Source organism: Streptomyces sp. NRRL S-495 (assembly GCF_000966955.1).
Classification (GTDB): Bacteria; Actinomycetota; Actinomycetes; order Streptomycetales; family Streptomycetaceae; genus Kitasatospora; species Kitasatospora purpeofusca.
The window spans coordinates 16,654-29,345 of record NZ_JZWY01000249.1 but is presented as its reverse complement, the minus strand read 5'-3'; the positions used below and the strand labels follow the sequence as shown (position 1 = coordinate 29,345).

The 12,692-nt window shown below is 71.4% G+C and carries 11 protein-coding genes and 1 pseudogene; 6 read left to right on the top strand and 6 right to left on the bottom strand.

From position 1 onward, the window contains the following. A pseudogene (locus VR45_RS14440) lies at positions 1-846 on the bottom strand (transketolase); the annotation flags it as partial. Between the two features lie 508 nt (positions 847-1,354). On the opposite strand from VR45_RS14440, the gene VR45_RS14435 reads away from it, so the two are divergent. Beyond that, the gene (locus tag VR45_RS14435; RefSeq protein ID WP_045940136.1) at positions 1,355-2,296 is read left to right on the top strand and encodes a heme o synthase; all 942 of its coding nucleotides are present in this window, start codon (positions 1,355-1,357) and stop codon (positions 2,294-2,296) included. Between the two features lie 97 nt (positions 2,297-2,393). On the opposite strand, the gene VR45_RS14430 is transcribed toward VR45_RS14435, so the two are convergent. After that, on the bottom strand, positions 2,394-3,035 hold the full coding sequence (locus VR45_RS14430) for a DUF2461 domain-containing protein (protein WP_045940135.1): 642 nt from the start codon (positions 3,033-3,035) through the stop codon (positions 2,394-2,396). A 72-nt stretch (positions 3,036-3,107) separates the two neighbouring features. Here VR45_RS14430 and VR45_RS14425 point away from each other — a divergent pair, with 72 nt between their 5' ends. Further along, a complete protein-coding gene (locus VR45_RS14425; protein WP_045940134.1) occupies positions 3,108-3,446 on the top strand; it encodes a hypothetical protein in 339 nt (112 codons plus the stop codon). Between the two features lie 176 nt (positions 3,447-3,622). Here the strand turns inward: VR45_RS14425 and VR45_RS14420 are convergent, their stop codons facing one another. Further along, the gene (locus tag VR45_RS14420; RefSeq protein WP_045940133.1) at positions 3,623-4,525 is read right to left on the bottom strand and encodes a hypothetical protein; all 903 of its coding nucleotides are present in this window, start codon (positions 4,523-4,525) and stop codon (positions 3,623-3,625) included. A gap of 252 nt (positions 4,526-4,777) precedes the next feature. After that, positions 4,778-5,764: a COX15/CtaA family protein gene (locus VR45_RS14415; RefSeq protein ID WP_045940132.1), complete on the bottom strand. Its 987-nt coding sequence runs from the start codon at positions 5,762-5,764 to the stop codon at positions 4,778-4,780. 250 nt (positions 5,765-6,014) lie between these two features. Here VR45_RS14415 and VR45_RS14410 point away from each other — a divergent pair, with 250 nt between their 5' ends. Together VR45_RS14410 and VR45_RS45615 are read left to right on the top strand one after the other, a co-directional pair. Continuing rightward, positions 6,015-7,418, top strand: a complete 1,404-nt coding sequence (locus VR45_RS14410) for a choice-of-anchor A family protein (protein WP_045940131.1) — start codon at positions 6,015-6,017, stop codon at positions 7,416-7,418. Positions 7,419-7,713: 295 nt separating this feature from the next. Next, positions 7,714-8,463: an LAETG motif-containing sortase-dependent surface protein gene (locus tag VR45_RS45615; RefSeq protein ID WP_053647348.1), complete on the top strand. Its 750-nt coding sequence runs from the start codon at positions 7,714-7,716 to the stop codon at positions 8,461-8,463. Positions 8,464-8,562: 99 nt separating this feature from the next. Here the strand turns inward: VR45_RS45615 and VR45_RS14400 are convergent, their stop codons facing one another. Next, positions 8,563-9,282, bottom strand: coding sequence for an ABC transporter permease (locus VR45_RS14400; RefSeq protein ID WP_045940144.1), 720 nt, complete (start codon positions 9,280-9,282; stop codon positions 8,563-8,565). Between the two features lie 41 nt (positions 9,283-9,323). Beyond that, positions 9,324-10,250 (bottom strand): ABC transporter ATP-binding protein, encoded by a 927-nt coding sequence (locus tag VR45_RS14395; RefSeq protein ID WP_045940129.1) that lies wholly within the window; start codon positions 10,248-10,250, stop codon positions 9,324-9,326. A gap of 164 nt (positions 10,251-10,414) precedes the next feature. On the opposite strand from VR45_RS14395, the gene VR45_RS14390 reads away from it, so the two are divergent. Then, on the top strand, positions 10,415-11,260 hold the full coding sequence (locus VR45_RS14390; RefSeq protein WP_045940128.1) for a MarR family transcriptional regulator: 846 nt from the start codon (positions 10,415-10,417) through the stop codon (positions 11,258-11,260). A 9-nt stretch (positions 11,261-11,269) separates the two neighbouring features. Further along, positions 11,270-12,685 carry a Fe-S cluster assembly protein SufB gene (gene sufB, locus VR45_RS14385; RefSeq protein ID WP_045940127.1) on the top strand — a complete coding sequence of 472 codons (1,416 nt, stop codon included), beginning with the start codon at positions 11,270-11,272 and terminating at the stop codon, positions 12,683-12,685. Positions 12,686-12,692 lie beyond the last annotated feature (7 nt).

The following is a 12,692-nucleotide window of genomic DNA, read 5'->3' as shown; positions in this document are numbered from 1 at the left end:
GAGCGCGGAGCCGTGGGCCTTGGCGGTGTTCTGGGCGTCCGGGGCCGGCCAGGCGATGATCGTGCGCATAGCGATCATCGACGGGCGGGAGGTCTCGGCCTTGGCGGCGGTCAGGGCCTCGGCGAGCGCCTCGACGTCGATGTCGCCGTTGGACTTCGGCGCGACGCGCTGGACGTGCCAGCCGTACGCCTCGTACCGCTTGAGGACGTCCTCGGAGAAGGCGGTCTCGGTGTCGCCCTCGATCGAGATGTGGTTGTCGTCGTAGAGCGCGACCAGGTTGCCGAGCTTCTGGTGGCCGGCGAGCGAGGAGGCCTCGGCGGAGATGCCCTCCTCCAGGTCGCCGTCGGAGACGATGGCCCAGACGGTGTGGTCGAACGGCGACTCGCCGGCCGCGGCGTCCGGGTCGAACAGGCCGCGCTCGAAGCGGGCAGCCATCGCCATGCCCACGGCGTTGGCGATGCCCTGGCCGAGCGGGCCGGTGGTGGTCTCGACGCCGGCGGTGTGGCCGTGCTCGGGGTGACCGGGGGTGCGGCTGCCGGCGACCCGGAAGGCCTTGAGGTCGTCGAGCTCCAGGCCGTAGCCGGAGAAGTAGAGCTGGGTGTAGAGCGTCAGACTGGTGTGCCCGGGGGAGAGGACGAACCGGTCACGGCCGGCCCAGGCCGGGTCGGTCGGGTCGTGGCGCAGGAAGCGCTGGAAGATCAGGTAGGCGGCGGGGGCCAGCGACATGGCCGTCCCCGGGTGTCCGTTGCCGACCTTCTGAACCGCGTCCATCGCCAGGACCCGGGCCGTGTCGACGGTCCGGTCGTCGAGGTCCGACCACTCGAATGCATTCGGCGTCGTGCTCACCCTGTCTCAGGGCTCCTTCCATTGTGAAGAGTGACCCCGTGAGGGACCGGGTCGGCCACGTCGCTGGGGCCGGACGCTGGGTGGTGCCGGTCACGGAGGGTAGATCCCGCTTCTGTGGGCGAGCCTACAGTCCGGCCCGGGGCTCACCCTCCGTGGTGGGGGAACCCTGGCATGTTGGCAGTCATTCCCCGGACATTTCGTGGACGACCGTGCGACCGGGGGCCCGGTCCCTTTGTCCACCCTCGCCCGGATCCGTCCGGTTCGCCTCTCCGGGGCGCGGGACGGGGGACCGGTGGTCCCGGCGGGCCCGGGAGCGGCGTCGAGGACAACGTTCCTGGTCGGGGCGGCAGGGGTTCACCCGGGGGTGTGCGTTCCGCCCCGCCGGGGCACCCCGGGGCCGGTGGGGAGATATGGAGCGTCTAAGGTGGCGTGGTACGCGCAGAGCGGACGATTCGGGAACAACGTTCCGGTGGCCGCCTGTGAGGATTCATCTTCAGTTGGGGTGTTAGTGACCGCCGTCGAATCCCGTCCCGCCGGGGTCACCGGGGCGACGCCTGCGCACCGGCCGTTCGGGGCCCGTGTCGGCGCCTTCGTCGCACTGACCAAACCGCGGATCATCGAACTGCTGCTGATCACCACGGTGCCGGTGATGTTCCTGGCGGAGCGCGGGGTGCCGAACCTCCTGCTGGTGCTGGAGGTGATCATCGGCGGGTACCTCTCGGCGGGTGGCGCCAACGCCCTCAACATGTACATCGACCGCGACATCGACGCGGTGATGTCCCGCACCGAGCGCCGCCCGATCGTCACCGGCATGGTGTCGCCGCGCGAGGCGCTGGTGTTCGGCATCGCGCTGGGCGTCCTGTCGACGGTCTGGCTGGGCGTCCTGGTCAACTGGCTGTCCTCGGCGCTGGCGCTCGGCGCTCTCCTCTTCTATGTGTTCGTCTACACGCTGGGGCTGAAGCGCCGCACCGCGCAGAACATCGTCTGGGGCGGGATCGCCGGCTGCATGCCGGTCTTCGTCGGCTGGGCGGCGATCACCAACTCGCTCTCCTGGTCGGCGCTGGTGCTGTTCCTGGTGATCTTCTTCTGGACGCCGCCGCACTACTGGCCGCTGTCGATGAAGGTCCGCGAGGACTACGCCCGGGCCGGGGTGCCGATGCTGCCGGTGATCAAGGGCAACCTGGCGGTGGCCAAGCAGATCGTCGCCTACTCCTGGGTGATGGTGGCGGTCTCGCTGCTGCTGTGGCCGCTGGCCGACACCAGCTGGCTGTACCCGGCCGCCGCGGTGGTGCTGGGCGCGTTCTGGCTGAAGGAGGCGCACGCGCTGTACGGGCGGGCGAAGTCCGGTGTGGTCGGCGCCAAGCTGAAGGAGATGCGGCTGTTCCACTGGTCGATCACCTATCTGACGCTGCTGTTCGTGGTGATCGCGGTGGACCCGTTCGTGAAGTGACGCGGTGACGCAGACGTGAGGAAGGGCCCCGGTCGACTCGACCGGGGCCCTTCTCGTTCGTTCGCGTTCGTGGCGAGCGGTTCGGCCAGTGGTCGGGCTAGCGGTCGGGCAGCTCGGAGGGGCCGACGTGGCCGTCCAGCCAGTCCTTGAGCGGCTGCGAGGCGCGCAGGAACCCGGTGATCCGCTCGTACGCGGCGCGGGTGCCCAGCCAGGGCTCGGGGGCCCACTCCTGCCAGGCGATCAGCCCCTTGTGGCGGAGCAGCTCGATCCGCGGGTGGTCCTTGGGGTAGCCGCGCGGGGCGGACTTCAGGGAGTCCCGGCCGACCACCTCCGGCCCGGCCCGGCGGACCCGGGCGGCCACCCGTTCCAGCTCGGCGCCGGAGACGTCCTCGGCGACCGCGGTCCGGTAGCGGTCCAGCTGGTCGGGGGCGAGCCGGTACAGCCCGTTGCCGCAGGCCAGGCCGTCGGCGGAGAGCTGGACGTAGCCGCCGGCCGCCAGGTGGGCGCCGATGTGCGTCTTGTACGGGGACTTGTCGGCGCTGAACCGCACATCGCGGTTGGGCCGGAAGATCTTGCCCGGCCCGAACTCGGGCTCGAGCTCGTCCAGCAGCCGTTCCATCGGCTCCCGTACGGCCTGCTCGTACCGGTCCTTGTGGGACTGCCAGAAGGTCTTGGAGTTGTCGGCCTCGAGGTGCTCGTAGAAGTCGAGCGCCTCGGCCGGCCAGCCGTCGAAGGTCACTCCACCAGTATGTGGCCCGGTGCACACGGCGCTCCCGTCGCCAGCTCTACTACCGCTCGGTAGCATGCGGGCATGAGCAGCGCAGAGACCGCCACCCCCGCCGCGCCGGACGCCCGTGCCGAGCGCCGCGCCAAGCGCATCGCCAAGCACCTGACCGCCTTCGCCGCGGCGCACGGCGGCAGCGCCGACGGCGTCGTCGAGTACGTCGGCTCGGTCGCCACCCGGATCGTCGTGGTCGGCGCCGACGGCGCCTGGGGCGACCAGGTCGCGCCCAGCTACGCGGTCGGCCGCCGGGCCGCCGAGCTGGCCGGGGTCACCCTGCACGAGAACTTCGAGGGCGAACTTGGCCTGAAGGTGCGCACCGGCGCGTACGAGTGGAAGCGAATGGCCGGCATCCAGATCGGCGGCTGACCCTCGCCCCGTCACACGCAGTAGGGCCCCGGTCTCCAGGAGACCGGGGCCCTACCGCGTGTCAGGAGACCGGGTCGGGTTCGGTGAGTACGTTCGCCGCCATGGTCGGCAGGGGTCCGGAGTGTCGCCCGGACCGTACGAGCGGTCCGGGCGCCGGTGCGGTCCCGAGTGTCCGGTCAGCTGGGGCTGTTCTCGCGGTGCCAGGCGTAGAAACCGGCGCGGTCCGGGTTGAAGTCGTCCACGACCCGCCCCTGGAGGCCCTCGGCCGCGGTCAGCAGGTCGGCGGTGTCGGTGGGGCGGGGGCGGACCTGAATGACGCCGCTGTCGTCCACGACGATGTGCCCGTGCTCGAACAGCTCGTCGCAGCCGAGCAGGCACGCGGGCATGATGTTGGCCATCAGCCTGCGCTCCAGAGGGGTGGCATGGGCCCGGCGCTTGATGTGCGCGGCTCGGATGTACCGGGTCGGCAGGGTGCGCCCGCACAGGGCGCAGGCGGCGATGGTGGCGCCGTTGAGCATCTTCTTCCGGAGCTTGGCCTGCTCGCGACGAACCAGGACCTGCGCGACCTCGCTGTCCGGTCCGGTGAGCTCGACGTGGCCGGTGTCGCCCGGCGAGGGGCTGCTGGGCGTTGTGGCGGCGAACCGGACGACGCCGTCGATTCCGTCGGTCACGAGGGCCGCGCCCTGCTTGTTGGCCGACAGTCGCAGGGCCTCCATCGCCGCGTCGCCCAGGGTCGGTCCCTGGACGTCCGTCTCCTCGGTGAGGATGTCCAGACCTATGCGTTCCGGGTAGACATCGTCCGGCCACACCTCGTTGTCCTCCGTGAAGTACGGGCGGGTGATGCGGGTGACGATGACTCGCTTGATGCCGACGTGGCTCCACTCGCCGGGCTTGACCCGGCAGTCGGGTCCCTTGTGGGCGAGGACCAGGAAGTCGCCCTCGGCCAGGCTCTGTACGGCGGCGCGGGCGTCGGCGCGATCCAGGGTGGGGGTGCGCCACCCCCAGAGTCCCTCGGCCAGTCCGATCTCCAGGTTTCGCCGGGAGGGGGCGGGGACGTATACGTAGGCGGTGCTGGGCACAGGCCCTCCATCACTCGGCCTCCCCGTAGAGGGGGAGGGTGCAGTGGGACTCCGACCGTGTCCTGGCCCGGACTTCCGCGCTGGCGCGGCGGGCGTGGACGGTCGAGATATGCCCCGATGTCGGGGCTGGCCGATCATATACAGGCGATCACAGCAACGTGGCGTAATTTTCCGAACATTGGGGCCAGGTGCGGGTGGACGCCGAAGGGCCCCGGTCTCGTGGAGACCGGGGCCCTTCGGCATGAGGCGGGGTCAGGCGGTTGCGGGCTGGGGGGTGCGGGTGGGGGGTGCGGTCGGGGCCGGGGTGTCCTCGCGGGCGCGGAGGGCGAGCGGGATGCGCAGGGCGGCGATCCAGATCAGGGTGGCGCCCAGCATGTGCAGGCCGACCAGCAGTTCCGGGACGTCGGTGAAGTACTGGACGAAGCCGATCACGCCCTGGAGCAGCAGGCCGATCACCAGCTCGCGGGCCCGGGCCCGGGCGGCCGGCGGGGCCTTGACGGCGGCGAACACGAAGATCACCGCGATCGAGAGGCCGATCGAGAGGAAGGCCAGGTCGGCGTGGGCCTGGGCGAGGCGGTCGTAGTCCAGCGGGATCCGCGGGACCATCTTGTTGTCCTTGGGCGTCCCGGGGTGGTGGCCGGCGCCGGTGACCAGGGTGCCGGCGGCCACCAGCAGGCCGATCACGCCGACCAGGGCGTAGGAGAGCCGCTTGATCGGCTCGGCCACCAGCGGGCGGGCCGGGCCGTCGCCCTCCTTGGACCGCTCCCACATCAGGGTCGCGACCCAGACCAGGGCCATCGCGGCGACCAGGTGCAGTGCCACGGTGTACGGGTTGAGGCCGGTCAGCACGGTGATGCCGCCGATCACGGCGTTGCTCATCACCAACCAGAACTGGGCCCAGCCGAGCCTGGTCAGGCCGCGCCGCCGGGGCCGGAAGCAGCGCGCGGCGATGATCGCCCAGCCGACGGCGGCGCTCAGTACGTAGGTGAGCATCCGGTTGGTGAACTCCACGACGCCGTGGAAGCCCATCTCGGCGGTCGGGGTGAGGCTCTCGTCGGTGCAGCGCGGCCAGGTGGTGCAGCCGAGGCCGGAGGCGGTGAGGCGGACGGCACCGCCGGTGACGACGATCACCACGCTCATCACCAGCGCGGCGAACGCGGCGCGCTTGACCATGGCGGCGGAGGGCTGCCAGCGCTCGGCGAGCAGGGAGAAGGGGGTGGTGTTAGGCACGGCGTCCATGGTATGCGGCCTTACAGCCGATCTTGGGGCGGGGGCGGGCGGGCGTCGGTGGGCGTCAGCGGACGTTCGCGGGTGCCCGGTGTCGACTTGGCGGCAAATCCACCAAGGGCATGACGGGGCAAAGCGGACTGTTCGGGTAATGCGGTCATTGGTCTTGACCAATTGCCTGCATGGCCGAAAGAGTGCGGTTTGGTCCATACCTTTTTCAGGACCCCTCCCACACCCCCGCACGCAAGCGGAGATCCTGCACATGCGCATATCCGTTCCCGCCGCAGCGCTCGCGCTCGGCGGATCACTCGTTCTGGCCGGGCTCGTCGCCCCGGCCGCCGCCCACGCCGCCCCGAACCAGTGCCTGAACCTCGGGGTCGCCAACCTCTACGGTGAGTTCGTCGAGGGCGACGACACCCACACGCCGGACGCCGAGGGTGCGGTGGCGGTCGGCGGCAACGCCGACTTCACCGGCGGCTTCTCGGTCGGCCAGGAGCTGACCCCCGAGCAGGTGAAGGCGCTGCCGGGCGGCAACGCCCTGGTCGTCGCCGGCAAGTTGACCGGCCACAACACTCAGGTGATGAAGGGCAACGGCGTCTACGGCTCGAAGGCCGAGGGTGCCGTGATCCAGGCCCACCAGGGCACGGTCGGCCAGGGGAAGTCGCCGATCGACTTCGCCGCCGAGTTCGCCCGGGTCCGTGCCGTGTCCACCACCTTGGCCGGCACGCCGCAGACCGCCGGCGCCACGGTCGAGGCCAAGGGCAAGGAGCTCTACCTCACCAGCGGCGACGCCGCCTTCAACAGCTTCACCGTCTCCGCCGCCGCCCTCCAGGGCGCCACCGGGATCTTCGTGAAGGTGCCGGCCGGCTCGGTCACCGTGGTCACCGTCACCGGCGACTCCTACGACATGGCGGCCGCGAAGACCACCGGCTTCTTCCTCTGGGACGAGGGCAAGAAGGCCTACGTCCTGGACGACAAGCTGCAGAGCGCGCACGGCGGGGCGGTCCGCTCCAAGCTGCTCTGGAACTTCCCGACCGCCACCAAGGTGGTCAAGAGCAGCCAGGCCGCCTGGTCCGGCACCGTGCTGGCGCCGAACGCGGCGTTCGACCTCGGTTCGGCGGCCCCGGTGAACGGCTCGGTCATCGTCAAGTCGCTGACCGGCAAGGGCGGTGCGGAGACGCACCACTACCCCTTCACCGGCTGCCTGCCGACCACGCCCACCACCCCGCCGACGACGCCGCCGACGACGCCGAGCACCCCGCCCACCACCCCGCCGGTGGTGCCGCCGACCGGTACGCCGTCGGCGAGCGTCACCCCGAGCACGCCGGGCTCCACCGGGACCCCGAGCACGCCGCCGACCACCCCCGGTACGACCGGCACCCCGGCGCCCTCGGTGACCCCGAGCGCCTCGGGCAGCCCGTCCGTTCCGGCCACTGGTAGGCCGAGCGCGAGCGGGTCGGCGAGCCCGTCCGCGAGCGCCTCCGCCTCGGCGGCCGTGCCGGGTGCCTCGGCGAGCCCGTCGGCCGGGGCTGTCACCGAGGGCGGCCTCGCCCACACCGGCTCCGGTCCGGTCGTGCCGCTGACGATCGCCGGTGGCCTGGCCCTCGCCGCCGGTGGCGCGCTGGTCCTGGTCGCGCGTCGGCGCAAGGCAGCCGGCCGGGTCTGACCCGCTTTGCTCCTTCAGGCACCCCTGGTGATCGAAAATGATCACCAGGGGTGCAGTCTTTCGGCCACCCTGACCGTGTCCATTCGGGTCGGCGGCAACCGTGTTGCCCGAGCTGACGGGCCTGCGAGGGCGCCGAAGCACATCCGGATGTCACCGGAAAGTCGAAATCCGGACGTGCAGCGGGGTGTGGAGCGGTAGGGGGCTGCCGGTAGAGTCCCCCGGACAGTCGTAGCGGGCCCACCGCTGTTCCACTCAATGCGCCTGCTGCACAAGACCGTTCGGAGGGAACTACGAAATGGCGCGACAGCGGCGGCAGATAGGCATCGGCAGTGCGGCGATCGCGGGAACGGCCGTGGCGGCCGTCCTGCTGCCGGTGGCGCTGGCGACCAGTGCCTCGGCCCATGTCCCGACCTGGCAGGTCACCTGCGACAAGATCGTGATCGACCTCGCCAACTACAGCGACAAGGCGGGCGTCAAGAACGCCGTCAGTCTGACCGTCGACGGTGAGAAGGTGCTGGACCAGAAGGAGTTCGGCAAGACCTTCAAGCAGACCTTCCCGGTGAAGGACCACAGCGCGCCGATCAAGGCCACGCTCGTGGTGACCACCACCGAGGACCCGAAGAACGCGGACTGGAACAAGACGGAGACGAAGACGATCGAGGTCTGCGCGACCCCGACGCCCACTCCGACTCCCACCCCGACCGTCACCCCGACGCCGACCCCCACGGCGACGGTGACGCCCACCCCGACTCCCACCGCGACGGTGACGCCGACGCCGAGCCCCACCGCCACGGTGACGCCGACCCCGCCCCCGGTCACCCCGACCGTGACGCCGAGCCGGCCGGCCACGCCGACGGTCACTCCGTCGACCGCCGCGCCCGTCCCGCCGCGGACGTCCTCGCCGACCCCGGCCGGCCCGGCGCTGGCCGCGACCGGTAGCAGCGACGCCACCCCGGTCATCGCGGCCGTCGGCGGCGGTGTCGTGCTCCTCGGCGGCGCGCTCGTCCTGCTCGCCCGCCGCCGTCGCGGCGGCGACCAGGGCTGAGGTACGGCGCCTCGCGCACCGAGGCGGTAGTTACGCCGACGGCCCCCCGGTTCCGATGAACCGGGGGGCCGTCGTGTCGTGTCACGCGGCCGGGCGGGCCTACTCCCAGCGGAAGAAGCGCGCGGCGGCGGCGAGGCCGAGGACGGCCCAGCCGCCCAGCAGGCCGAGGTCGGCCCACGGCACCCCGGCGCCGCCCTGGAGCACCGAGCGCAGGCCGTCCGACAGCGCGGCGATCGGCAGCAGCTCCAGCACGGACTGCGCCGCCGCCGGGAACTTCGACAGCGGCACGACCACCCCGCCCGCGAGCAGCAGCAGGACGAAGACCAGGTTGGCGGCCGCCAGCGTCGCCTCCGCCTTCAGCGTGCCGGCCATCAGCAGGCCGAGCCCGGAGAAGGCGGCGGTGCCGAGGACCAGCAGGGCGGCCACGGTGAGAACGTTGCCCTGCGGCGACCAGCCGAGGGCCAGCGCGATCACCGACAGCAGCGCCACCTGGAGCGCCTCGGTGACCAGGACGCAGCCGGTCTTGGCGGTCAGCAGCGCCCAGCGCGGCAGCGGGCTGGCGCCCAGCCGCTTCAGTACGCCGTAGCGGCGCTCGAAGCCGGTGGCGATGGCCTGCCCGGTGAAGGCCGTCGACATCACGGCGAGCGCGAGCAGTCCCGGCGCGAGGAAGTCGACCCGCTTGCCGGGCCCCTCGACGGCGACGATGTCCACCGCGGAGAAGAGCACCAGCAGCACGGTCGGGATGACCACGGTGAGCAGCAGCTGCTCGCCGTTGCGCAGCAGCATCCGGGTCTCGAACGCGGTCTGGGCGAGCAGCATCCGGCCGACCGGCGCCGCTCCGGGACGGGGGGAGTAGTCGGTCACGAGCGCAGGTCCCGTCCGGTCAGGTCGAGGAAGACGTCTTCGAGGCTGCGGCGCTGCACCGCGAGCCGCTCCGGGAGGATGCCGGTGGCCGCGCACCAGGCGGTGACGGCGGCGAGCAGCTGCGGGTCGACCGGCGCCTCGATGCGGTAGCTCCCGGGGGAGGGCTCGGCGGCGGTGGCGCCCTCGGGCAGCTCCTTGAGCAGGGTGGTGAGGTCGAGCCCGGGCGGGCCGTCGAAGCGCACGCTCGACTCCGCGCCGCCGCGGCACAGCTCCTCCGGGGTGCCGCCGGCGATCACCCGGCCCCGGTCGACGATCGCGACCCGGTCGGCGAGCTGCTCGGCCTCGTCCATGTGGTGGGTGGTGACGACCACGGTGACGCCGTCCCGGCGCAGGTCGCGGACCAGCTCCCAGGTGGCGCGGCGGGCCTGCGGGTCGAGGCCGGCGGTGGGCTCGTCCAGGAAGACCAGTTCGGGGCGGCCGACCACGGCCATCGCCAGGGCGAGCCGCTGCTGCTGGCCGCCGGAGAGCCGGCGGTAGGTGGTGCGGCCGCAGGAGCCCAGGCCGAGCCGTTCGACCAGCGCGTCGACGTCCAGCGGGTGGGCGTGCAGCTTCGCGGTGTGCCGGAGCATCTCGACGGCGCGGGCGCCCGCGTACACGCCGCCGGACTGGAGCATCACGCCGATCCGGGGGCGCAGCTCGGCGTTCTGCGCGACCGGGTCCAGGCCGAGCACCCGGACGGTGCCGGCGTCGGGGCGGCGGTAGCCCTCGCAGGTCTCGACGGTGGTGGTCTTGCCGGCGCCGTTCGGGCCGAGCACGGCGGTGACGGTGCCCCGGTCGATGCGCAGGTCGAGACCGTCCACCGCGGTCTTCTCGCCGTAGCGCTTGACCAGCCCGGTGATCTGGACCGCGGGTTCGGATTGCATGCCTGTGAGTCTAAGAGGGGCCAACGGATGGCCCCGACACCGGGTTTGGTGATCATTTCCGCAGGTCAGGTAAGGCTAACCTGCGTGACAGATGCCACGGGTGAGGTCTGGATCACGGCTTGTCCTGTCGGAAGTAATTACGCAACACTGGTGTTGTGAAAAACATGCGCGAGCACCCCACGCAGCAGGAGGCCGAGTCGGCCCCCGGCTGTGCCGTGCCCGCGACGGCGACCGAGGTGCTGCTGGACGGCCACCGGGCCACCCGGGACCGGGTCGCCCGGTCGATCCTGGACCACGGCCCCTCCTCCGCCGCCGACCTGGCGAGCCGGCTCGGTCTCACCACCGCGGCCGTCCGCCGTCACCTGGACGGCCTTACCGCCGCCGGCCTGGTCGAGTCCCGCGAGCAGCGGGTCTACGGCAGCCGCGGCCGGGGCCGTCCGGCCAAGGTCTTCGCCCTGACCGACGGTGGTCGCGACGCCTTCTACCAGGCGTACGACCAGCTCGCCGCCGACGCCCTGCGCTGGATCTCCGACGCGGTCGGCGGCGGCAAGGCCGGGGAGGAGGCGGTCGCCGCCTTCGCCCGGGCCCGTTTCGGCCGGCAGGCGGAGAAGTACGGCGAGGCCCTCAGCTCCGCCGGAGCGGGCGAGCGCACCGAGGCACTGGCCCAGGCGCTCAGTGCCGACGGGTACGCTGCCACGGTGCGGCGGGTCCCGTCGGCCGCGGCCCAGGCCCCGGCGGGCGCCCAGCTCTGCCAGCACCACTGCCCGGTCGCGCACATCGCCGAGCAGTTCCCGCAGCTCTGCGAGGCGGAGACCGAGGTCTTCTCCCAGCTGCTGGGTACCCATGTGCAACGGCTGGCCACCATCGCCCACGGCGACGGGGTCTGCACCACCTATGTGCCGGCACCCGGTGCCGCATCGTCGCCCGCCCTGCGCACCGCCGCGGGCCGGGACACCGATGCCGCGCCGACTGCCGGTACGTCCACCGAAGATTCAGCGTCCGCGCGTTAGGAAGCTCGCATGACTGACACCGTTTCGCACCCCGAGCTCGAGGGCCTGGGCAACTACGAGTACGGCTGGGCCGACCCGGACGTCGCCGGCGCTGGCGCCAAGCGCGGGCTCAGCGAGGACGTGGTCCGCGACATCTCGGCGAAGAAGAACGAGTCCGAGTGGATGCTGAACCTGCGTCTCAAGGGCCTGAAGCTGTTCGGCAAGAAGCCCATGCCGACCTGGGGCTCCGACCTCTCCGGCATCGACTTCGACAACATCAAGTACTTCGTCCGCTCCACCGAGAAGCAGGCCGAGTCGTGGGAGGACCTGCCCGCGGACATCAAGGCCACCTACGACAAGCTGGGCATCCCGGAGGCGGAGAAGCAGCGCCTGGTCGCCGGTGTCGCCGCCCAGTACGAGTCCGAGGTCGTCTACCACCAGATCCGCGAGGACCTGGAGGAGCAGGGTGTCATCTTCCTGGACACCGACACCGCGCTCAAGGAGCACCCGGAGCTCTTCCACGAGTACTTCGGCACCGTCATCCCCACCGGTGACAACAAGTTCGCCGCGCTGAACACGGCCGTGTGGTCCGGCGGCTCCTTCATCTACGTGCCGAAGGGTGTCCGCGTCGACATCCCGCTCCAGGCCTACTTCCGGATCAACACCGAGAACATGGGCCAGTTCGAGCGGACGCTGATCATCGTCGACGAGGACGCCTACGTCCACTACGTCGAGGGCTGCACCGCGCCGATCTACTCCTCGGACTCGCTGCACTCCGCGGTCGTGGAGATCATCGTCAAGAAGGGCGGCCGCTGCCGCTACACGACGATCCAGAACTGGTCGAACAACGTCTACAACCTGGTCACCAAGCGCGCCGTGGCGTACGAGGGCGCGACCATGGAGTGGGTGGACGGCAACATCGGCTCCAAGGTCACCATGAAGTACCCGGCCGTCTACCTGATGGGCGAGCACGCCAAGGGCGAGACCCTGTCGATCGCCTTCGCCGGTGAGGGCCAGCACCAGGACGCCGGCGCCAAGATGGTCCACATGGCGCCGAACACCTCCTCCAACATCGTCTCCAAGTCGGTGGCGCGCGGCGGCGGCCGGACCTCCTACCGGGGTCTGATCGAGATCGGCGAGGGCTCCAAGGGCGCCAAGTCCAACGTGCTCTGCGACGCGCTGCTGGTCGACACCATCTCCCGCTCGGACACCTACCCCTACGTGGACGTCCGCGAGGACGACGTGTCCATGGGCCACGAGGCCACCGTCTCCAAGGTCAGCGAGGACCAGCTCTTCTACCTGATGAGCCGCGGCATGACCGAGTTCGAGGCCATGGCGATGATCGTCCGCGGCTTCGTCGAGCCGATCGCGCGCGAGCTGCCGATGGAGTACGCGCTGGAGCTGAACCGGCTGATCGAGCTGCAGATGGAGGGCTCCGTCGGCTGACCCGCCG